Annotated in this window: 17 protein-coding genes and 1 riboswitch; of the genes, 8 read left to right on the top strand and 9 right to left on the bottom strand. The window is 42.6% G+C overall.

Annotated elements, in window-relative coordinates; all coding sequences use genetic code 11:
* Positions 1-3: 3 nt before the first annotated feature.
* Both R8P61_03715 and R8P61_03710 read right to left on the bottom strand, forming a co-directional pair.
* Positions 4-1,827, bottom strand: a complete 1,824-nt coding sequence (locus R8P61_03715) for a histidine kinase (protein MDW3646147.1) — start codon at positions 1,825-1,827, stop codon at positions 4-6.
* Positions 1,828-1,939: 112 nt separating this feature from the next.
* A complete protein-coding gene (locus R8P61_03710) occupies positions 1,940-5,059 on the bottom strand; it encodes a glycosyl hydrolase (protein ID MDW3646146.1) in 3,120 nt (1,039 codons plus the stop codon).
* A 105-nt stretch (positions 5,060-5,164) separates the two neighbouring features.
* On the opposite strand from R8P61_03710, the gene R8P61_03705 reads away from it, so the two are divergent.
* The 3 genes from R8P61_03705 to R8P61_03695 all read left to right on the top strand — a co-directional run bounded on the left by R8P61_03705 (position 5,165) and on the right by R8P61_03695 (position 7,122).
* Positions 5,165-5,866, top strand: a complete 702-nt coding sequence (locus tag R8P61_03705; protein ID MDW3646145.1) for a hypothetical protein — start codon at positions 5,165-5,167, stop codon at positions 5,864-5,866.
* A gap of 239 nt (positions 5,867-6,105) precedes the next feature.
* Positions 6,106-6,861: a transglycosylase SLT domain-containing protein gene (locus R8P61_03700; protein ID MDW3646144.1), complete on the top strand. Its 756-nt coding sequence runs from the start codon at positions 6,106-6,108 to the stop codon at positions 6,859-6,861.
* Positions 6,862-6,912: 51 nt separating this feature from the next.
* Positions 6,913-7,122 carry a hypothetical protein gene (locus tag R8P61_03695; GenBank protein MDW3646143.1) on the top strand — a complete coding sequence of 70 codons (210 nt, stop codon included), beginning with the start codon at positions 6,913-6,915 and terminating at the stop codon, positions 7,120-7,122.
* Between the two features lie 343 nt (positions 7,123-7,465).
* Here the strand turns inward: R8P61_03695 and R8P61_03690 are convergent, their stop codons facing one another.
* The 3 genes from R8P61_03690 to R8P61_03680 form a co-directional block, all read right to left on the bottom strand.
* Positions 7,466-8,530: a PA0069 family radical SAM protein gene (locus R8P61_03690; GenBank protein MDW3646142.1), complete on the bottom strand. Its 1,065-nt coding sequence runs from the start codon at positions 8,528-8,530 to the stop codon at positions 7,466-7,468.
* 95 nt (positions 8,531-8,625) lie between these two features.
* Entirely contained in the window at positions 8,626-9,288 is a 663-nt protein-coding gene (locus R8P61_03685; GenBank protein MDW3646141.1) for a cyclase family protein, read from the bottom strand.
* Positions 9,260-9,574 carry a hypothetical protein gene (locus tag R8P61_03680; GenBank protein MDW3646140.1) on the bottom strand — a complete coding sequence of 105 codons (315 nt, stop codon included), beginning with the start codon at positions 9,572-9,574 and terminating at the stop codon, positions 9,260-9,262. The genes R8P61_03685 and R8P61_03680 overlap by 29 nt, the downstream gene beginning before the upstream one ends.
* A 122-nt stretch (positions 9,575-9,696) precedes the next feature.
* Here R8P61_03680 and R8P61_03675 point away from each other — a divergent pair, with 122 nt between their 5' ends.
* The 4 genes from R8P61_03675 (at position 9,697) to R8P61_03660 (ending at position 16,490) form a co-directional block, all read left to right on the top strand.
* Positions 9,697-10,320, top strand: coding sequence for a TMEM175 family protein (locus R8P61_03675; GenBank protein MDW3646139.1), 624 nt, complete (start codon positions 9,697-9,699; stop codon positions 10,318-10,320).
* A gap of 131 nt (positions 10,321-10,451) precedes the next feature.
* Positions 10,452-11,801 carry a hypothetical protein gene (locus R8P61_03670; GenBank protein ID MDW3646138.1) on the top strand — a complete coding sequence of 450 codons (1,350 nt, stop codon included), beginning with the start codon at positions 10,452-10,454 and terminating at the stop codon, positions 11,799-11,801.
* Positions 11,802-11,838: 37 nt separating this feature from the next.
* Positions 11,839-13,095: an MFS transporter gene (locus tag R8P61_03665; GenBank protein ID MDW3646137.1), complete on the top strand. Its 1,257-nt coding sequence runs from the start codon at positions 11,839-11,841 to the stop codon at positions 13,093-13,095.
* 20 nt (positions 13,096-13,115) lie between these two features.
* Positions 13,116-16,490 (top strand): carboxypeptidase-like regulatory domain-containing protein, encoded by a 3,375-nt coding sequence (locus R8P61_03660; protein MDW3646136.1) that lies wholly within the window; start codon positions 13,116-13,118, stop codon positions 16,488-16,490.
* A 202-nt stretch (positions 16,491-16,692) separates the two neighbouring features.
* Here R8P61_03660 and R8P61_03655 read toward each other — a convergent pair whose 3' ends face one another.
* The 4 genes from R8P61_03655 to R8P61_03640 all read right to left on the bottom strand — a co-directional run bounded on the left by R8P61_03655 (position 16,693) and on the right by R8P61_03640 (position 22,012).
* On the bottom strand, positions 16,693-17,238 hold the full coding sequence (locus R8P61_03655) for a hypothetical protein (protein MDW3646135.1): 546 nt from the start codon (positions 17,236-17,238) through the stop codon (positions 16,693-16,695).
* Between the two features lie 160 nt (positions 17,239-17,398).
* A complete protein-coding gene (gene metX / locus R8P61_03650) occupies positions 17,399-18,403 on the bottom strand; it encodes a homoserine O-acetyltransferase (GenBank protein MDW3646134.1) in 1,005 nt (334 codons plus the stop codon).
* 86 nt (positions 18,404-18,489) lie between these two features.
* On the bottom strand, positions 18,490-19,812 hold the full coding sequence (locus R8P61_03645; protein ID MDW3646133.1) for an O-acetylhomoserine aminocarboxypropyltransferase/cysteine synthase: 1,323 nt from the start codon (positions 19,810-19,812) through the stop codon (positions 18,490-18,492).
* A 190-nt stretch (positions 19,813-20,002) separates the two neighbouring features.
* Positions 20,003-20,099, bottom strand: a riboswitch (SAM riboswitch).
* Between the two features lie 134 nt (positions 20,100-20,233).
* Positions 20,234-22,012, bottom strand: a complete 1,779-nt coding sequence (locus R8P61_03640) for an ABC transporter ATP-binding protein (protein ID MDW3646132.1) — start codon at positions 22,010-22,012, stop codon at positions 20,234-20,236.
* Between the two features lie 58 nt (positions 22,013-22,070).
* Between R8P61_03640 and R8P61_03635 the strand changes: the two genes are divergently transcribed.
* Positions 22,071-22,745, top strand: a complete 675-nt coding sequence (locus R8P61_03635) for a rhomboid family intramembrane serine protease (protein ID MDW3646131.1) — start codon at positions 22,071-22,073, stop codon at positions 22,743-22,745.
* Positions 22,746-22,809 lie beyond the last annotated feature (64 nt).

The raw sequence follows: 22,809 nt of genomic DNA, 5'->3' as shown, positions 1-22,809 counted from the left end.
CGCTTAATAAGTTAGGGGCACATCCAAATTTACTCGGGTACCACTCTCATCTTCCCCCAATTCAAGCTGTCGATCCTTGATCTCCAGTTTTAAGTTGATCCCTTTCTTTTTGAGAAGTTTAATCTTCTCGCGAATCAGTTCCAGGCCTTTATGGGTTTTCCTCCGGCTAATTAAGGACCTATTCTCAACTTCCTGAGCATGAATCCCGGGACCATTATCGACAATGCTAATTCTCAGGTGATGATTAATTTTCTGAAGACGGATGTTTAATACAGGATTACCCACCAGTCTCAAGCCATGCTTAATGGCATTTTCAACTATTATTTGTAGAATTTGATTGGGCAATTCTATTTGCTCCGCATTCAATTGTGTATCCACTTCAAGGGATAATTGAAAAGGGCTTCGTAACTGCTCCAATTGACAGTAGTGCTGCAGGGCGGCCAATTCTTCCGAAAGCAATACCAAATCCTCGGCCCCTTCATCCAAATGATACCTCAATAAATCCGAGAAATCATTTAAATAGGTATTGGCCTCATCGGTTTTCCCTTGATTCATCAGGCTTTGAATGGAGGAAATGCTGTTAAATAGAAAATGGGGATTGAGTTGTGATTTGATGCCTTCTAATTGTACCTGAGAAAGTCGCTGTTTGAGTTTGCGGGGGAGGAGAAATAGTCGGTAAAAAACAATGAGGGCTAAGAGAAAAATGAGCAGAAAAACAGCAGCCTGGCCGATCATTAATCCAAATACGGACCAAAATGATTCAAAGCGATAAGACTCTCGACCAAGCTCTATATCAATAGTGGTCTCCTCATTGAATGTTTGGATCATTACGATCTTCCGGCTATGATTTACCGGTTCTTCAATTTCTACAAAGAGGCTGTAGTATTTATTTTGGGTCAGCTCCTCAGGACTTTCATACATGTCCGTAACTTTCCAGCTCTTACCAAAAATTTCGAAGCTACCCTCTGGGCTGAGACGAGCAGTTTTATTAAAATTATGTAAGCGATCATAAAGGACAGGGAGGTAATAGGTCTTAAAGAAATTTCTTTCTACTTCTCCCATCCGCATTCCTTCACTATTCAGCTTTTTTAGGGAAGAAATGAAAGAAAGTTGCCTGTTCATTATGGCGAAAGAATATTTTTGTATGTGCAATTGTTCCCCATCCTTTTTCATTATGATCAGCATCTTATTGCTACTTCCTTCCTCATCTGCTTCTATTTGGAAAAAGTCCCCCTTTTGGTAGATCTTTGTTAATTTATAGATATGAAACCAATGATTAATTTGAGTAGGATAAATGGCTTGCATATGCTTATGATCAGCCCAATACCCTTGTAATTCTTTTGGAAGTGAATGGATCAGTTTAAAGCCCTCCGAATAGTTTTCATTAAAAAAATCTTCAGTCCAGATCTCTTTATCCAAGGTTATTTCAAAATTGAATAAAGAAGAATAATTTACTGGCTGGCCAAGCACTTTTTCAAATCGAATCCATTTAGAATCGTCGAATCGAAACATGGCTTCTTGCTCAGATTGGTACACATATTTCACATGTAACTTAGACCAACTGCTTTTTCGAAGGAACCTTATCGTTACCGTGTCCCCTTTTGTCCTCATACTTTCCAACTGCCAATAATTGCCATCGGGAATGGTCTTTATATCGAAAGCCACACTTGTGGGATCAGTTGCATTAACCTTAAGCCCATTCGGATAGAAAAATATCTTTACGTCTTCCGTTTGCCAAAAGCCCTGCATATTCTCAGGTATTTGGGTTGCCAGGATTTCACTGGACAAAAGAATCAGGGAGATGAGGAATAAAATTGTTCTTTTCATGATTATAAACTTTCCCTCAAGCTAGCAGAGCTCAATAATAGATGCTCGGCCTTTGAGGAAACGGTAGCTTGTGCTGAGTATCCTGCAGATTCCAATGAGAATAGGATTCCCCCTACTCCTTCGGCAATACAATCCAGGGCAAATCCATGCGATCTACTTTTTCGGTAAAGAACTTCAACTCATTATCGATGATTTCCTGAAGCTCATCTAAATAGGGCTGCAGATCTTTTTTCAAATCTTCAAAGCGCTCATAGCAACCCAGAGTCGGAGAGGCATCCTGAGCATTTACCACACTGTATAGATAAGCGATCTGGTCATCAATCTGAGAAGGATAATTGATGGGGTCCTGCCCGCTCTCATTTTTGGTTTGAATGAGCTTATTTTCTAAAGTGGTCAATTTCTCTCCCATATATTTTGCATCGCTCATCAATTCCGAACTAAAGCCTGCCGTTTCAGCCCTCACTGCCAATTCCATGCTTTGCTCACGGATACTTCGAATCTTGCGGATAGCATGATGCGCCGAATTCAAGAGGGAGCGAACTTCGAGCGCCAAATCATATTGCTCTTTCAAATCGCTATCTGAAGACTCCCATCTCGGGTCCTTTTTAATCTGAAAACTTTGACTTTCACTTTCTCCCATTGCCTTTAGCACTACCTGATAGGTATCCGGAGGCAATTTAGGTCCACGGGTATCGGCCAGAGACATAAAAGAGCCTTTGATCAAATCAGGTCTTTCCCCCCTCAAATTATAGACGATGCGATTCAGTCCCTTCTTCAAATTCAATCGGCTTTCTCCTTTTTTCGGATGGGTGGACATCCTGCTCATGACTTCGCCAAATTTATTCAGCACTGATAAAGCCACTGTATCTTTCTTTCCGGGCTTGCTGATAAGATTGAGGTAAAAAACAGCACCATTGGGAGCGGATTTGGGAGCATTTCCTCCACGAAATCCTCTGATTTGACTCCTGTATGCCGCACGAGGAACATAGAGATGAGCAATTTTATCTTCAACCGAAGAATCAAATTGCTGCAAAGGACTCAGATCATCCATGATCCAAAAGGCTCGTCCCTGTGTAGCGAGCACCAGATCATTGTTTTTGATCTGCATATCCGTGATGGGCGTTGTAGGCAGGTTTAGTTGAAAGGGCTGCCAGTTCATACCCTCATCAAAGGATATATACATGCCATATTCCGTACCGGCATAGAGCAAGCCTTTTCTAATAGGATCCTCTCTTACCACACGCACAAAATGAGTTTCAGGAATCCCATTACTTCCATCGGTCAGCAAGTCCCAGCTTTCGCCATAATCCTCAGTCTTATATATATAGGGCATGAAATCATTGTCTCTATATCGATAAACAGCCATAAAAGCCCTTCCATTCTCATGAGGGGAAAGATCAATCATATTAACTGTAGCAAAAGCCGGCATATTGTCGGGCGTGATCTCTTCCCAACTTTCGCCTGCATCCACACTTAAATGTACCCGCCCATCATCTGTTCCTGCCCAGAGCTCCCCTTCATTCTGGGGAGATTCTTCGAAAGCAAAAATGGTGGTATATAGTTCTACGCCTGTATGGTCATGCTGAACAGGACCTCCGGGGATATTTTGCCACTCATCTTTATTGCTTGTTAAATCCGGGCTGATCACTTTCCAACTTTTTCCTCCATCAGTAGATACATGCACATACTGAGAGCAGTGATAAAGTTTGTCAGGATTATGCGGAGAAAGGCGAATAGGAGCATTCCATTGAAATCGGTATTTGATATCCCGTCCTGCTTGTCCATCATGCATTTGTGGATAATGAGTAATGTTGCGACTAAAGCCTTTACTTAAATCCGTCCGGTCAATCCTTCCGATATAGTTTCCAGCATAAATAAGATTGGGATCTCGAGGATCGACGGCTATATGTCCACTTTCTCCGCCCCCTACTCCTTTCCAATGCTGAAGAGGTGTGATGCCCCCGGGACTGTTAGAAGGAACAGAAATGGTCGAATTATCTTGCTGAGCGGCATAAAGTCGATAAGGGAATTGATTGTCAATGGTCAGTCGGTAAAATTCCGAAGTGGGTTGATTGTATTGGCTGGACCAGCTCTTTCCTCCATTATAGCTCACATTTGCCCCTCCATCATTGGATTCTATCATGATGTCTGTGTCGTAGGGGTTGATCCAAAGGCAATGATTGTCGCCATGAGGAGTAGAGATGCGAGAGAATGTCTTGCCGCCATCAATGGATTTGTACATGCTGGTATTGAGCACATAAACCGTATTCTCATCTTTGGGATCAGCGAAAATTCGTGAGTAGTACCAGGCTCTTTGTCTAAGTTTATGTTCACGGTTTATTTTGGTCCAGCTTCTACCTCCATTATCTGAGCGGAAAACCCCTCCCTTACTTTCTTCCTTCATTTCGCGGATCATCCAGACCCGTTTAGCATTGGCAGGCGAAACAGCAACTCCAATCCGACCTCCGACTCCTTCAGGCAATCCACCCTTCAACTTGGCCCAATTATCTCCTCCGTCGATAGATTTATACAAGCCCCCTTCTTCCGATCCATCGATCATGGTCCAGGGTTTCCTTTCAGCCCTCCACATTCCTGCATAAAGAATCCTGGGATTGTTGGGATCCATCACTAAATCGATAGCACCTACACTATCACTATGGAAAAGTATTTGTTCCCAGAAGGCTCCGCCATCTTTAGACCGATACACTCCCCGCATCTCATTCTTCCCAAAGATATTTCCCAATACAGCCGCATAAACCAATTCCGGATCTTTAGGATGAACCTGTATCTTTCCGATCTGGCCTGCATCTTTCAAACCAATAGATCGCCAACTTTCGCCCCCATCTTCCGAACGAAACATGCCGATACCTGCAGAGATATTTCCACGAGGACTGGCAGAACCTGTTCCCACATACATGATTTGAGGATCAGATGGAGCGACTTCTACGGAACCGATAGAGCCACATTTGATGTATTTGTCAGAAATATTTTGCCAACTTCCTCCCCCATCTTCTGTTTTCCAGACTCCTCCTCCTGTCGTTCCCATAAAGAAAGTATGCTTCTGATCCGGGATGCCCGTAACTGCTGTTACTCGGCCTCCCCGATATGGGCCAGCAAATCGATACTCCATTGCCGAATAGATACTTTCATCTACCTGAGCAGAGAGATCGTTGAGACTGAAAAGAAAAATGAATAGAAAGACTTTCAGTGTAGTAGGAATAGATGGCTTCATGCGTCAGAAATAATTTTATACAAAATAGGAAATCCCTTAGGCTATAGAAAAAAGGGCGAAGAATTTTAGAGCTTTTGTATATTTAGGAAACACAAACTCAATCTTATGCTACGCTACTACTATTTTTTCCTGCTTATAGGTCTGTTTTCATTTTCACAGGCCCAAACATTACCTGAAGGATATAAGCTTCTCTATTCCGAAGATTTTGAACATACCGACAATACGGCTGCTTTTTCCATGACAGATGCCAATGCCTGGCGACTACATGAGACTCGCAAAAACAACAGCCTCGAACTTTTTCAGCAAAGTAAATATAAGACCCGTGTAAGATCACCCTTCAATATTGCCTTGATTGATGATCTCATAGTCGGAGACTTTATTCTGGAAGCCGAACTGGTTCAGACTGGAAAGGAGTATGGGCATCGTGATATGTGTGTATTTTTTGGGGTAAAAGATCCGAGCAATTTCTACTATGTCCACTTTGCCAGCAAGACAGATGATAATGCGCACAATATATTTATTGTCAATGATGAACCCCGCACCAAGATTTCCAGCAAGACCAGTCCAGGGATCAATTGGGGAGAAACAAATGAGCCCCACAAGATCCGTATTGAACGTACCCTGGCTGATGGTATGATCAAGGTCTATTTTGATGATATGAGCGCTCCTATCATGGAAGCCGAAGATCGCCACTTTGATTTCGGCAAGATCGGCTTTGGTTCTTTTGATGATACAGGCAGGGTCGACAATATCAAGGTTTGGGGAAAAGAGACAAAATCAAGCTTCAAGAGTTTTGTGGATCGCTAAGGCTAAAAAAAATTGGAATAATTTTCGTGCACTTTTCATGAATTTCCCGTCTTAAGGACATCTCATGGTGTCATTAAAGGAGAAAAAGAGCTACATTAGCCAAAAATATTAGAATGAAAGATTTTTTTAGTAAAATTTTTCGCAAAATCCTCTGGATCCCTTCCATTTTACTATTTTTTTTAGTATATTGGATTCAAATTCCGTTTCGTACAGGAAAGAAGGAATCTCAATTGGCTGTCTTGAAAAAAAGCAGTCCAAAAGCCAAATCCTTTGACCGAAAAAAGCAATTGGAGAAGTATGTACTTCGTCCCAAAAGTTCTTTTAGTTTCTCGAAGAAATGGCTTCTCATAGCTGTTGGATTTGTGGCATTTCTGATTTCGGCGAATTTCCTGCATGAGGTATATTTGGCTTATACCTTACCGGAGCCGGAAGTCGTCGAAGAATTATATCTGATTGAAGAGGCTTCGGCATATGTAGAAAATAAAGAGCTTTTCGAAGCTGGGGTAAAGGACGTAGCCAGGAAGCTGGACATAGCGCCCGAATGGCTCATGGCTGTCATGTATATGGAGTCGCGTTTCAATCCAGCTGTTGAAAATCATAGAGGAAGTGGAGCAGTGGGATTGATCCAGTTTATGGTTCCAACTGTAAGAGAGATCAATATGAGGATGGGGAAAAGGCTCTATATGAAAGACATCCAAAATATGTCTGCGGTAGAGCAACTGGAACTGGTAGAAAATTACTTAGAAACCGTTCGCAAAAGGCGGGGAGAGTTTAACAGCCTGACAGATTTATACCTGGCAGTACTTTACCCCAAAGCGATCGGTAGAAGTTTAGACTATAAATTATTTAGTAAACCTTCCCGCAGATACAGACAAAACTCGGGATTGGATATGAATAAAGATGGAATCGTGAGTGTGTTGGATATAGATATACGAATGAAGAAAATGTTTCCAACCGCTTATGAGATACAAAAAATTGCTATTGATAATCCATAAAAAAGCAGTGTAAAAACCTAAAATGAACCGTTACGATTAAAAGAATCGCACATGCTTTACAACACAAACACATGGGCCCTTTCTCCAAAGGCAATCGCCATCCGATTGACCTTTCTTCTCCTAATCGGATTTTTATTGATCCTGTGGATTGACTTTACGTTTGGTTATGAAATTCTGAACGCCAGGAGCTCGGCAGCGATCAATCCCCAGGTGTTTCCTATAGACTCTGTTGAGCATGCGGAGATCCCGCTCTACAATTAGAGAACCCTTCCCCGCAGACCCCGTTTCCCTTATTTAATAAATAATGGAAACAACCCACCCTCCCATATAGTCTTAGGCCTTGCGCGCGCATTTCCATTAATCATCGATAAAGGGAAATGGGGCTTGCAGCGAAAGGGTTTGAAAAGCTCCAAAAACATGATCCACGCTAGCTGTATAGTAGGAATCAAAGCTTTACTCAGATCTGGATGATCCCTTCCTTACATCCTCATATAGTCTTAGGCCTTGTGTGCGCATTTCCATTAATCATCGATTAAGGGAAATGGGGCTTGCAGCAAAAGGGTCCATCTGCGATCCCTTGTTCACCCTTGTCGATCCCTTCTCTTTAAAACAAACTTAGCTGCCCATCTCCAGGCCTTCTATAAGCATCCAGATTATACTTGGGTAATTCCCGACCTTCCATATGTTGCTTTTTGGCTAGCTTAAACAAATCCGAGATTCCTTTTGCTATAGGCCCTTCTCCACTCATGCGTTTGCCAAAGCGCGAATCATTCAATTTTCCTCCATGGGCTTCGCTGATCTGATGCAATACCTTATCTGCACGATCTGGATAGTTTTTTCGGATCCAATCCTCGAAGATCAAGCCGATCGCCCCATTCAATCGCACAAAGGTATAGCCTACAGCCTGGGCTCCTGCATCCGCCACCGCCTTCACCAGTTCGGGAACTTCATGGCTATTTAAACCTGGGATAATTGGTCCCAACATAGCTCCGGCAGGGATGCCATTTTCATTAAGCTGTCGGATGGTTTCCAATCTTCGTTTTGCAGATGCGGTACGAGGTTCCATCGCACGCCGAAGATTTTCGTCCAAAGTAGTAACTGTAATAAAAACATGAACGAGATTTTCCCGGGCCATATCCTTGAGGATATCTAAATCCCGGAGTACCAAACTATTCTTACTTATCAATCCCACTGGATGATGAAACTCCCGAAAAACTTCCAGACAAGCGCGGGTAATTTTAGTTTTTCGTTCAAGTGGCTGATAGCAATCTGTATTACCAGAAAACATTACCGGACTGGGCTTCCATTTTTTGTGATTGAGTTCCTTTCTGAGGAGCTCAGCTGCATTTTCTTTTACAATGATCTTTTGCTCGAAGTCCAGCCCCGCTGAGAAGCCCCAATATTGATGGGCATTTCTCGCATAGCAGTATACACAACCATGCTCACATCCCTGATAAGGATTGATGGAATAATCCGCTGGCACATCCGGACTCGTAACTTTATTGAGAATTTTCTTGGGATGCTCGTAAAAAATCTGGGTCTTTGCATTTGGTACCAAAGCCTCATCTAATCCATCCTCAGCCTGAGTTTCATACTCCTGCTTAAGGTAGGGATTTGGCGTATTGATCTGTGCTCCTCTTCCTTTTAAATAATCGGGAAATTCTTCCATTTTTAGCTAAGCCTCCAATAAATTTGGAAATTGGGGTACATTTGCCAATAATTTACGCAAAGCTACCCAAAAAGATCAGCAATTGCCTATTTATTTTAGCTAAGAATTTCAGCATAGGCTCGGACAGGAAAACTGCCGACACCTTCAAACTTGGGAGGTAAAGCTGAAAAGAGAAATTCTTTGTCTTTGATTTTGCTCAATTCACAGAGATGTTCAACGATCAAAATTCCCGCTCCCAATAAGATACTGTGAACTGACCTGGCATTTTCACTTGTATCATCTACGTTTAACGCATCTATTCCCAACAAGGAAATCTCTTGTTCTTTGAGGTATACTGCTGCAGCTTCTGTTAGAAAAGGGTGATTTTCAAAGTATTGATCCTGTTCCCAATACTGATCCCAATCGGTATGCACCAAAACGGCTTTGCCTTTTAGGTCCAGTCCTTCAAAATCTGATTTCTCTATAGCCAGGCGATCTTTATGCGAAACGGAAATCATGATCCCCTCCAGGTCTGACATCCTGGCTATTTCAATACTTCCAAAACCTTCTCCTTCTTCGTATCGATGAAAGGGGCAATCGATATAGGTTCCGGTATTGGCGACCATCTCGATTTTTGCAATATGGAAAGTCTCTCCATGCTGATACGTTTTTCGGCTTTCTTCCCGACTCAGAAAATCACAAACCAAAGGAGCAGGCAAACCTTTGTAGGAGATAAGCCCATCCCGAATATTATGACTTAGATCCTGGTACTTCTTCATCCTTTCCAATAGTTGAAACCTGTTCCAGAGCCTCCGCTTCTTTTCTGCTTATTTTGGCGATATTATACAGGGCAAAAACACCAATGCCTACCCACACAATATTGAGTGCGGTAGAAGGATATGCTCCATAATAGGTTGAATTAATTATCAGGCAAATGCTCCCCAGGAGATTCAATCCCTGGTACAAATAGGTTTGAGCCGTAAGTTTGCCCCTGCTGATCATGACATAAGCAATAGTCAGTGCTATTGATCCGATCCACCCAACTATATCTACAAATAATTCCATGCGCGAAGGTAAGCATTTTGGGGTAGGAATTGGGAGCTGTTCTGCTGTTAAAGTGTTGAAGTATCTAATTTGCACTTATATTGAAAACTGAACTACCGAAAGACAACACTAAAACACATCCTATGACTTTCCTGCATTCCAAAAGCCGTCTTGAAGGCATAAGCGATGCCGTATTCGCATTCGCTGCTACGCTACTCGTGGTTTCGCTGGAAGTGCCTTCCAGTTTTAAATTACTCAAGGCGCAATTGAGTGGATTTCTGAGTTTTGGAATCAGTTTTTTTGCCCTCATTCTGATTTGGAAAGTGCATTACAATTTCTTTCGCCGAACTGACTATGTGGACAATTGGGTGATCGCCTTCAATATGTTCTTGCTATTTGTGGTCCTTTATTTTGTTTATCCCCTCAAGTTTCTGGCAAATTTACCTTTCATGGGAAAAGCCATAAGCATAGATGACTTCTCCACCCTTTTCCAATTATACAGCCTGGGATTCTCCCTGATGTTTCTATGTATCACGCTCATGTATGGAAGGGCGGGTCTCAAAACACAGGAAGCTGTTCCTAGAAAAAAGCTTCTGTTTTACATGCGGCATTTTGGGATTTTTGTCTTTATGGGAATAGTCTCGATGCTACTGGCTTCCTTTAAAATAGGCCTGTTCTATGCATTGCCTGGTATCGTATATGCCATGTTGGGACCCTTGTGCTGGTTTCACGGAGTAAAGTTTCCCTATGAGGAAGCGAAAGATTGAAGGAGTTCTTGTGTTCCGGAAAATTGAAAGAACAAGTGGACTATGCAAAGGAGAAACCTTTATAGCTCTCTCTTTCTTCTTCCTTGTTTTCATTTTTTCTCCTCCTCTATTTTTTGAGTAGATTCATTAATATGAAGTTAAGACTGGATGTACTGATCGTTTTATTTTTGCTGTTTTCTTGTGAAGGCAAACGAAAAGCTACAGATTCCCTCCCCCCAGATCCTCTCAAAAAAGATGGCCTATATCACCTCAGGACTACTTCCCGGATCAGTAGCAACTTATTTTCCGACTTTGTAACAGACGAGGAAGGCAATATGTATTTGGCCTCTTTTCAGCAAAAAGAAGGGGCACTGGATCGCATCTTAATCTTAAAAATATCTCCACTGGGTAAAATCATTTGGGAGAAAGGGCAAATGAGTACTGGCAGGGCATTAGCCATAAACAAAAACCCAGAAGGGAAGCTCTGGGTTTGTGGATTTTTTCAAGGAAGCTTAAACTGGGACGGTCATAAGATCGAAAGTACAACATCAGCCATGTTTTGGGCCAGGATAGACCAAAACGGTAAGACCGAATACCTGGAAAAACCAAGAGGAGAAATCACTGCTTTCAACCTTCATACAAATTTGCAGGGAGAAATGTTAATGGCAGCACAAATAGGAAAGAGAGCCCGTTTAGGTGGGATGGAATTTAGCGGACAAGGAGAAAGGCAAAATATGCTACTTCTTCTGGATCGGGAAGGAAACTCAAAATGGGGCAAACCCATACAAGGAAATGTGCAATGCATGAGTAGCGATGAAAATGGAAGCTTTTGGGTCGGAGGAGATTTCACAGAAGAATTTTCCTTCGAGAAGGATAGATTCCAAACCAGCAGTCCTTTCGATCAGGATGCTTTCCTAACGAAAATCAGCGAAGAGGAAATTTGGTCCAAACAGATCGGATATAAAGGATTCCTTAGATATGGATATCGCAGCAATGAAGGCATTAGCGATTTGACTTTGGGAGCTAATAATAAGATGCTGGCACTCATAAAGGAGGACAATCCAGATACCCAGGACAAAATGGGGGATCGATTTCTAAGTGATATTGGCCTTTTCTCTATATCTGATACAGGAGAAATACGCCAGGAAGAAGTCATCAGTACCAGCCAGGTGAAAGGACAAATTTTTCGGATGAGTCAGTCAGACAATGGGGAACTTTGGATATCGGGTAAAGGTATGGGTAATTTCAGCTTGCTGGGAGATACCATACGAAGTCCGGGTTATCAGGCTTTTCTTATTGGCCTGGATCAAGATAGAAGAAGCTCTAAGCGAATTCTCCCTTCCCACGGTCCAAATACTGATATCCGAATCATGAAGCATTCCGGAAATCAATTATACACGAGTGGCCACTATACTTCCTACCTTAAAATAGCGAAGGACTCCATCGAAAACAGGGGTACACATGCCTTATTTTTCTACCGAAAATACCTCCCAACTTTCTAAATAAGCTTTCGTAGAATAAGGCTTACTTCACACACACATGAAAACCTTGCTACGCAAAACGCTACGGATTTACATAGATTCCTATTCCGGCCACCCGAAAGAAATCTGGGCCATTGGTATATTTACCTTTATCAATCGCCTCGGGACTATGGTAGTCCCTTTTCTGACCGTCTATCTCAACACCGTCAAAGGATTTTCCCTTAAAGAAGCGGGTTTTCTTATTACTGCTTTTGGCATCGGTTCTTTGGGAGGCACTTTTCTCGGAGGGAAACTCAGTGACAAGATAGGTCCGAATCCGGTTATGACTGGCAGCCTCTTTTTCAGTGGTATTTGCCTTATAATTTTACAGTTCGCGGAGACCTTCAACCAATTCTTCTTCCTTATTCTCCTCACAGCTTTAATTGGAGATGCCTATCGACCCGCTATGTCAACAGCCGTTGGGCTACACGTTCCCAAAAATGAGACAGGAAGAAGTATGTCTTTTATCAGGATCGCGATCAATTTAGGCTGGAGTGCGGCCTCAGGTGTAGGTGGATTCATAGCTGCAACCCTCGGCTACAATTGGCTATTCTGGATTGATGGAAGTACCTGCATGCTCTCAGCTATCTATTTCTTTATTGTCTCTAGCAGCTGGAAACAAACCCATAAACATAGGGCTGAAAATCTCGAAAAGGAAAACATTTCTTCGGTCAACACTCCTCCCCCTTATAAGGACAAAAGTTTTCTCCTGTTCTTGCTCTCCTCTTTCCTGGTGGGCCTGGGATTTATCCAGTGGTTCCATTCTATTCCTGTTTTTATAAAAACAGAGTGGGGCTTCGATGAAAGATATATAGGGATGATGATGACCCTCAATGGGATTTTGATCGTTCTATTAGAAATGCCTTTTGTTGACCAGATAGAAAAGGCAGGGAAGCTAAAAGTCTCCCTATTAGGCGGACTGGTTTTATTGGGAATATCCTTTCTCCCATTTCTATTGCCTGCTTCTCTTTACTTCTTCTGTCTGGCAACCTTGTTCTTTACCTTCGGAGAAATATTTTTCTTCCCTTTCAACAATTCGCTTCCCATAAATATGAGTCCTGAAAGTCGAAGAGGAGAATATATGTCCTGGTATTGGATGTCCTGGTCTGCCTGTAGCATTATTGGGCCGGGCGTGGGATTGAGTTTTATAGATGAATTTGGCTATGATGCTTTTTGGATATTCATTATTTTACTTATGAGCCTTAGTTGGCTGATAAAGAGGCAAATCGCAGCAGGAATCATTGCAAAACATAGTAAGGAAAAGGCAGTTACTTAAGTATCTACTAGCATAACATCATGAAAAGAATCCTCTACTTCTTCCTATTACTATCTCTATGCTTCAAGCTAAAAGTTTCCGCTCAAAGCTTATCCTCCCAGCTGATTGATCGGGAAAGTTCAGAGCCGATCGCATACGCATCTGTTTTCTTTTCTAAAACTTCTATAGGAACGACCTCTGATACCCGTGGAAATTTCAGCTTAAATATGTCGGGATTGCGAGAGGTGGATCTGGTCGTTTCACACCTGGGATATGAATTGCTTAGTCTGAAACTGAAATCTCCCGCTGATCTTCCAGCAGTAATTTACCTCAACCGAATAGAAAAGAAGCTCAAAGAAGTAGAGATCACTGAAAAATATGCTGCAAACAGAAAAAGATTGCTCAGGAAATTTAAACGGGCATTTCTAGGTCAATCCCCCAATCAAAAAAAGACGAAAATCCTGAATCCGGAAGTCCTCGTTCTTCGAGAACAAAAGGATACCATTTTTGCTGAAAGCCTTGCTGCTCTAGAGGTTCGAAATGAAGCCCTTGGCTATCAAATTCAATTCTTTCTTAAAGACTTTCAACTAAATAAAAATCAAGACCTGAGCTATAAAGGAGAAGTTTTCTTTGAAGAGCTGTTATTGGAGGATAAAAATCTAAAAAAAGCCCTCAAAAAGAGAAAGAAATCCTTTAGAATTTCCCCCAAACATTTTTTCTCAACTCTTTTTCTGGATGAATTGAAAAACAGTGAGTATGAGGTTAAATACAATCCTCCAAGAGCAGAGGGGGAAAGTGCCTATTTCCAGCCCATTAGCTTTTCTGAATTAGATATCCGCAGAGGAAGAGATGTAGACACCTTATTTTTGGATGGTCAGCTCGGCATTGTTGATAAAGGAGAAAAAAATTCCTGGTCGGCCTTTAGGGGTGAGAACAAACATCCCATATCTATCATCCGATCCCTGAGCGGTTATTATCTGGTCTCCAAGAGTGGAAATCTCCTGAATCCGGAAGATATCGAAGAATACGGTTCCTGGACAAAACTCAGGGTAGCAGAACTTCTTCCTCTGGATTACAATCCCGGTCCCAAGAGCTTGGAACCTTCTTATAGATTGATTGATAGTCTTAAGGCCTATCAGGAAATAAGGCCCAGGGAAAAGTTATTCGTACATCTCAATAAATACAATTTCTTCAGTGGAGAAGAGATTTGGTTTCGGGCCTATCTCATGGATGCGATGAATCATAGCCTTCAGAGTCCCAGCCAGGTCTATCATGTCGAACTCATAGATCCAAAAGGTAAACTGATCGACTCTCTGAGTTTTCATAGCGTTAAGGCAAATTGGGGGAAATTTTCTCTCAAACCAGGTATTGCTTCCGGTCAATACCTGATCCGGGCCTACACCCATTACATGAAAAATCGACCTCAGTCTTATTTTTTCCAGGAATATATTGATATCTGGGGCAAAGAGGAGGAAGAGGAAAGTATAACTTTGCCTTCCAGCCTGACAGAAAAACAGACCATGGATGCAGGCCGAAGTCGGCTCAGTTTTTTCCCGGAAGGAGGGAAATTAATTGAGGGGCAGGAAAATATTCTGGCCTTTAGCCTGACAGGATTATCTACCAATTCCAGAAGTACAGAAGTAGTTGTAGAAGATGAAAACAGAAACTTCATCAGTTCGGCCAGCCTTGATCACAAGGGTTTTGGCAGCTTCTCATTCTTACCAGAGAAAGGCAAGTCTTATAAAGCCTACCTCAAAGAAAATGGGAGAGGCACCTACTCCGATCTTCCTCCCATTCAGGAAGCTGGTTTCAGGTTGCGGGTGATAAACAATGATGAAGATTTCTTTCGGATAAAAATTGCACATAGTGAAGAGGATGCGCTGGAGGATGCTTTCCTACTGGCTCATGTAAGGGGAGCCTTGAGTTTATTTATAGATGATATAGAGCCAGGCCAAATCATCAACATTCCCAAAAACACCCTCATCACAGGTTTGGTAGAATTCAGTCTTTTCGATGCTGATGGTGAATTAAAAGCTCAAAGACTCGCTTTCAATGAGTCAGGTCTTGCACAAGAAATACTGGAGATAAGCAATGAAGGGCAATCTCTTTCGGGTGGTGAGATTGAGATAGGATTGAATCTGAGTGATAGCTTAAAAACTCCAGGAGAAACCCAATTGTCTCTTTCAGTTACTGAGACGCTATTTGATTTACAAGAGGGAAGTTCCATTGCTCCCTATCTATTATTAGAATCAGATCTGGGTATGATGCCGGGTAGTATGGCTCATTTTTTTCCCCTGAATAAAGCGAATCGAAAATCCCTGGATCTCTTTCTGATGAGTTGGCAAGGGAAGTTATATGATTGGAATGAAATCCTATCAGAAAAAGAATCCTTGGCCTATTCACCAGAAACGGGAATCAAGATTAAGGGCTATACCCTGGATGGAGCCAATCCTAAAAAGAAGATCGCAAGTTCCCTTATGGTCAATACCCTGAGTGAATCTCTTTTCCTGGAAGAATCTCAATCTGATGAATCCGGCTACTTTGAGTTTGAAGCTCCTTTATTTCTGGACTCCACCCTTTTTATTGTTCAGGCAAGAAAAGGCAATCAAAAAACAGAATCAGATAAAGTGAAACTTGATGGAAGAAGAGATGTAGAAATCGAATTCCTTTCTGAGGCCAGGCCGGAAATCAAGTTGCCCCAAACAAAAAAGCTGAAGCAGAGAAATAGTTTATGGGAAGAATATGCGAGAGAAAATGCCCTTGCAGCACAAGCAGCAATGGACTTGTTGCTGGACACGGTAGAAATTGAGGCAAGAAGAGGGCCTGATTCACGACTATATGATGCCTTCAACCTGAATGAGCTGGATTTTGTGCCGCAGGATATGAGGGGACTAAGTCTGCTTTCTATGCTGAAACCGGGCAGCCGATATGAGGTAGATCGCATCGAGAATGAAATGTATTACCTATACTGGGATCGAGGCTTACCTCAAAGGATGAAGGTAACTTTCCTCATTAATGGAATGGTAACTAAGTTCCTAAGTTTTCAGGCCTTGAGCGCGGACCTCATAGATTATATAGGTATCTATGGGCCTGTTATTGTGGTACAGAGTAGGCGTAACGGACCGCGTAGCATGGAAAAATTGCTAAAACAAGGGATAAAATCCTTTTTCCATCCGGGATTTCATGAAGGAGAAAAGCAATTCTCCCCATTGGCCAAAAACTCCACTTCTCCTACAAAAAGATCACATGCCATTCACTGGGAAGCAGAGGTAAAATTTGATGCGGAAGGTAAAGCCAAAATCAAGGTCCCACTACATGAAAATACCCAGAGCATTTCGATAAAAGCAGAAGGGATGTCCGCAGATGGCAAACCTATTTCCGGCAGCAAACGCATTGATTTGGGGAAGAAAGAATAAATGCCTTCCCCTCCAGTCTGCGTGACAGCTTTGTGGATTATTTATGCTGAATTTTATCCGATCCTTATGGAGAAGGAAAATATAAGTCAGCCAAAAAATTGCAAGCTCAATCAAATTCGCTTCTCAGGAATTGGGGGCTTAGTATAAAGATAAATGGGTTTCATCCCGAAGGATAAAACCCATTTATAAACGAAAGGAATATCTATTCTTTGGTAACTTCTACTGTGCCGCAACCAGAAGTTAGCTGAGTAAATTTTTCTGTATAAACTGAACCAGATACATCATAGGTGGGTACAGTCAAGGTATAACTCACAGATGGTTTTTCCTGGCAAGAAATTCTGACTTTTATCCAGCCTTCTTCTTCTAAGGCCTCTTCCGGATCACCATATAGCATACGCATAAAAACAGGAATCACCTGAAACTTAGTCAGGCTATGACGACTAAAGATAGTAGAATTGGAAGGCATGGGAACACCATCTCCATCAATCTCGATTAGCTCAGTCTGCCCATTTTCTACTACCCTAAAAGTCACATCCCATTCTTCTCCCAGCAAGTTTGGACTAACTTCTGTTCTAAAAGTGCAGCGACAAGATTTGTTAGTTTTTTCAAACTCATTGGGATCAAGTTCAGTTTGACTTTCGGCAGCTTCCTTTACAGAATTTTCAATGGGAATAATTCTTTCTTCTTCCGTTATCGAAGTACAGCTAAATAGAAAGGAAAGGAGTAGGAATGAAATGAGATTTTTCATGTTGATTGTGTTGAATGGTTAATAAGATAAGGTAGGAGCAAAAACCATTTTGGCTTGCTCGATCCAATACAACCAGATAGGACGTGGATTTTCTAAAATTCTAATCAAAAGAGAAATAATTTTTTCTCAATTCAAGTGCCCAGCTTTCTCAAAATTAATCCTACCACCAGTCTTTTAGGATAGTAGCAAGTTGGGCGGTCTCTACCAAAAAGCCATCATGCCCATAAGGGGAATTGATCTCCCTGAATTCGGCAGTGGGAATATTTTCAGCAATGAATCTTTGTTCTTGTGGTGGGAACAGGACATCTGAGCTGATGCCTATGCAAAGAGTTTTGGCTTGTATGCGGGAAAGGGCTTTTTCCAGGCCTCCCCTGCCCCGCCCCAATTGCTGGGAATCCATGGCTTTACTCAGGGTCCAGTAACTAAATGCATTGAAACGATTGAGAAGCTTGGTTCCCTGGTATTGCTGATAGCTGGAGGCTTTATAATTATCTGTCAAAGAGAGATCGCTTTCTTCCTGCGAACGATTGTAGATTTCATAACTTCTATAAGAAAGCAAAGCAATGGCCCGGGCAGCGCGTAAGCCTTCCGAACCGGCAGCCGGATCTTCCTCTTTCCACGAAGGATCAGCAGCTATGGCCATCCGTTGTGACTCATTGAAGGCTATGCCCCAGGGAGAATGAAAAGCATTGGTAGCGACGGGGACCAGATGACGAAAAAGATCAGGATGTGATATGCCCCACTCCAGCACTTGTTGCCCGCCCAATGATCCTCCGATGATCATCTCGATCTGCACTATGCCCAAATGTTTTCTCAGCCTATCGAATGCCTGAACGATATCTCGATTGCTGAGGGCAGGGAAGGTATGAAAATATGGCTTTTGGCTTTCAGGATTGGTAGAAAGTGGGCCCGTAGATCCATAGCAGGAACCCAGCATATTGGCACAAATGATAAAATGCCTGGCAGGATCGAATATCAAGCCTTCGCCAATCAGATCGGGCCACCAATCCTCCGCATCTGAATTGCCAGTCAGGGCATGGCATATCCAAATCACATTGTCTTTGGTTTCATTGAGCGTACCCCAGCTTTGCCAGGTCAACTCAATTTCAGCCAGGCTTTCGCCACTCTCGAGGATTAGTTTTTCTGTGGAATGGTATACTTCCAAGGTTCAGGGGCATTAAATTGGGCAGATGCCAAGCATCTGCCCATAAATATTCAATAAATCTCAGGATTTTTTCCTAGAAATCCATCTTAAACTGCCTGAGGAGCTCCAATTGAAGCAAAAGCTTGCTGGAAGTCTTCTTTCAGATCTTCTACATGCTCAATCCCCGCTGAAATTCTCAATCCTGTTGGAGAAACTCCGGATGCCAATTGCTCGGCATCAGACAATTGCTGGTGCGTAGTTGAAGCTGGATGAATGATCAGGGTTTTTGCGTCCCCTACATTGGCCAAATGGCTCACCAGTTTCAGGCTGTTGACAAAATCAACGGTTGTTTCACGGTTACCTTCCAGTTCTACAGAAAACACCCCTCCGAAACCATTATTCAGGTATTTTTGGGCTGCCGCATGACTGCCATGAGATTCCAGTCCCGCATATTTTACAGATTTTACTTTGGGATGCGCATCAAACCATTTCGCCAGTTCAAGGGCATTGTCAACCGTTCTTTGCACTCTCAAAGAAAGGGTCTCTAATCCTTGAAGCAGCAAGAAAGAATTGAAGGGTGAAAGGGCTGCACCAAAGTCTCTCAGACCTTCTACCCTGGCGCGGATCGCATAAGCGACATTGGGAAGTCCCAATGGATTGCCAGGACCGAATACATCATTGAAGACCATGCCATGATAGCCTTCAGAGGGCTCGGTAAATTGCTTGAATTTTCCACTGCCATAATCAAAGTTTCCTCCATCAACGATAACTCCACCGATACTGGTTCCATGCCCTCCGATCCACTTGGTAGCAGAATGGGTTACGACATTTACTCCATGTTTGATGGGATTGCAGAGGTAGCCACCTGCTCCAAAAGTATTATCAACTACTACCGGAATGCCATGCTTTTGTCCCAAAGCAGCAAAAGCCTCGAAATCGGGCACACTAAACTCGGGATTACCGATTGTTTCCAGATAGATAGCACGTGTATTTTCATCAATCAGGGGTTCGTAGCTGGCTACATTTACCCCATCTGCGAAACGAACATCAATACCGAGTCTCTTGAAAGCAACTTTGAATTGATTGTATGAACCACCATAAAGGTGAGAACTGCTGACAAAATTCTGACCGGCTTCAACGATATTATTCAGGGCAAGGAATTGGGCAGATTGGCCGGACGCAGTAGCTACAGCCATGACTCCTCCTTCAAGGGCAGCGATTCTTTTTTCAAATACATCCGTAGTCGGGTTCATGATACGGGTATAAATGTTTCCAAATTCCTGCAATGCAAAGAGTTTGGCGGCATGATCACTATCTCTAAAGGTATAAGAGGTAGTTTGGTAAATGGGCACAGCTCTGGATCGGGTAGTAGCTTCTACTTCTTCCTGTCCGGCATGCAATTGGAGAGTTTCAAAACGATAATTACTCATAGCAAATATTATATAGGTTGTTTGTTGGCAAATCCATGGCTTTAGGACCTGCTGATAGGTTTACAGAATTATAAAAATGCTTCTCTGCGAAGTTGCCTTAGCAACAACAACAGAACTTTATTGACACTATTGATGTGGAGTCTTGGACAAATACAGATTGATGAGTCATAGGTAATCCATTTTGTTGTTAAGTGTATCTTTCCCTAAATGGGCTGGACGGGGCACCTTCTCTTTCGAGGTTGCCAGAGGGTCATAGAGCCAGTTCTCTCGCCTCTTCTTCATAGACTCCTACAACATCCCATGGATTTGTATTTGTCTTAGTGGAAACAAAAATAGCTAAGGATTTAGTATTTCCAAATTTTCTTACGGTAGATATTGAGAAAGAGTTTAGTAGATGAATGAAAATTTAGCAAAATGGAAATCAATTTGCTTCCATTTTCTCCCGTTTTGTCTCACGTCTTTGAAGGGCTGCCTTTAAACTATCCATACTCCCCTCGGGCACGGCTTCAATCAAGCTTCGGGTATATTCGGTTTGAGGATCGCTATACAGTTTCTCAGCATCTTCTGCTTCTACGATTTTCCCTTCTTTCATCACCAAAATCCGATCACTCATAAACTTCACCACACTCAGGTCATGCGAAATGAAAATATAGGTCAAGCCCATTTCTTCCTGCAAGTCTTTAAGGAGATTCAATACTTGTGCTTGAATGGATACATCCAAAGCTGAAACAGATTCATCGCAAATCACAAATTTAGGAGAGACCGCCAGGGTTCTCGCTATGCAAATTCTTTGTCTTTGTCCGCCGGAAAAAGCGTGTGGATATCGATTGTAATGCTCTCGATTCAGACCCACTTTTTCCAGGAGTAACATGACTCTTTCTTTCCTATCTGCATCACTGCTACCGATTCCATGAACTTTCATAGGTTCCTGAATAGCCCTACCAATAGGAATACGAGGGTTTAGAGAGCTATAGGGATCCTGAAAAATGATTTGTATTTCTTTGCGAAGGGGACGAAGATCTTTCTCTGTGAGGTCCTGAATTTCTCTTCCGTCATACTGAATCTTACCAGCTGTAGGCTCCAGCAATTTCAAAATAGTTCTGCCAAGGCTGGTCTTTCCACAACCCGACTCTCCTACCAATCCCAGGGTTTCTCCCGGAAACACCTCAAATGACACTTCATCAACGGCTTTTACTTCCTCTTTGCTTTTGGAAAACCAGGATTTTGCCTTTTTTCCATAATACTTCTTAAGGCCTTCAACTTTCAGGATCGGATCAGCCTGTTGCAAATCTTGCTGCCTTTCGTAAAAAACCTCCTTCGTAGACTCATAAGTCGCAGGATCAAAATCCCCTGCTTCATACTCTTCCAAAGTTGGAAGACGCTTCATCAACTGATCCATCTGAGGGCGACAAGCCAGTAGTCCTTTGGTATAAGGTGACTGCGGATCTTCAAAAATTTGCGTAACTGAGCCATACTCCATTTTCCTCCCTCCTTTCATTACCAACACATCATCGGCAATTTCAGCTACCACTCCCAGGTCATGGGTAATGAAAATGATAGACATCTGATTTTTCGCCTGCAAATCCTCCAACAAACTCAAGATGCTTTTCTGAACGGTTACATCAAGCGCAGTAGTTGGTTCGTCTGCAATCAAGACTTTCGGTTCACAACTGATAGCCATCGCTATCATCACCCGCTGTAACTGTCCTCCGGATAGCTGGTGGGGATAGGACTCGAACATATCCTCTACACGGGGCAATTCTACTTGTCGAAAAAGATCCAGGGTTTTGGCTCTGGCTTCTTCTTTGGACATCTGTAAATGCAGCCTGAGCGCTTCTACAATCTGCTTGCCGCATTTAATAACCGGATTGAGGGAACTCATAGGTTCCTGAAAGATCATAGCGATTTCTTTGCCCCTGATCCTCCTCATATCTTCTCCTTTCAAATTCAGGAGATTGACCTGTCCTTGCTGAGCAGACCTAAAGAAAATTTCGCCATCCTCTATCTTGCCTCCTGCCGGCAAAAGTCCCATGATGGATAAGGATGTAATGGACTTTCCACTTCCCGACTCTCCTACTATACCCAGGGTCTTTCCTTTTTTCAGGCTAAAGTCCAGTCCTTTTACGACCTGATTCCAGGCTTTGTCCACCTTAAATGCAGTCCTAAGAGAACTAATCTTTAAAATTTCCTGTGGCTCCATCTGAAAGGATAACGTAAATTGCTTTTGTTCGTTTAGTATAAGGAATAAAGATGAGACATTGGCGAAGGAAAAACAACAATTAATTCAAAGCATCCGCTTTCCTGCTTACCTGCTCGGCTTCCTCTGGTTGATCCATAGTGTCCAGGCCCTTAGAGGCTGGCAATGGAGTTTCCTGGGAGTTTTCCCCAGAGAGACCTCCGGCCTGATTGGTATACTTACAGGGCCCCTGATTCATGGGAGTTGGGAGCATTTGATCAACAATTCACTTCCTGTTCTGATTTTAGGCGCCGGTATCTTCTATTTTTTCCGAAACATTTCCTGGCAAGTATTAATTGTCTCCTGGATCAGTCCGGGTTTCGCGACCTGGATTGCAGCCCGTCCTTCCTTTCATATTGGGATTAGTGGGGTTATTTATTCGCTCGCCTTTTTCGTCTTTTTTAGTGGGATATTTCGCAAGGATGTACGCTCCATGACCCTGAGCTTGCTAGTGGCTTTTTGGTATGGCAGCATGATTTGGGGGGTATTTCCCGGAAAAGAAGGTATATCATGGGAAGGCCATTTATTTGGAGCTATTACCGGTATCGCGCTGGCTTTTTATTACCGAAAAGCCGGACCTCCCAAGAAGAAATACAGCTGGGAAGACGAGCCAGAGTCCTCTCCTTATGACATCATTGAGCCCTGGAACTATAAAGAAAACATGCCTCCTCCTGAAGGCTTTAGCTATCCGGAGTAAATAATCGATCTAGCCTTATCTTACAATTTTCAGGTATAAAGATGTATGCCTTTTCGGCTATGAA

Source organism: Bacteroidia bacterium, assembly GCA_033391075.1.
Classification (GTDB): domain Bacteria; phylum Bacteroidota; class Bacteroidia; order J057; family J057; genus JAWPMV01.
This window is presented reverse-complemented; position numbering and strand designations above follow the sequence as displayed.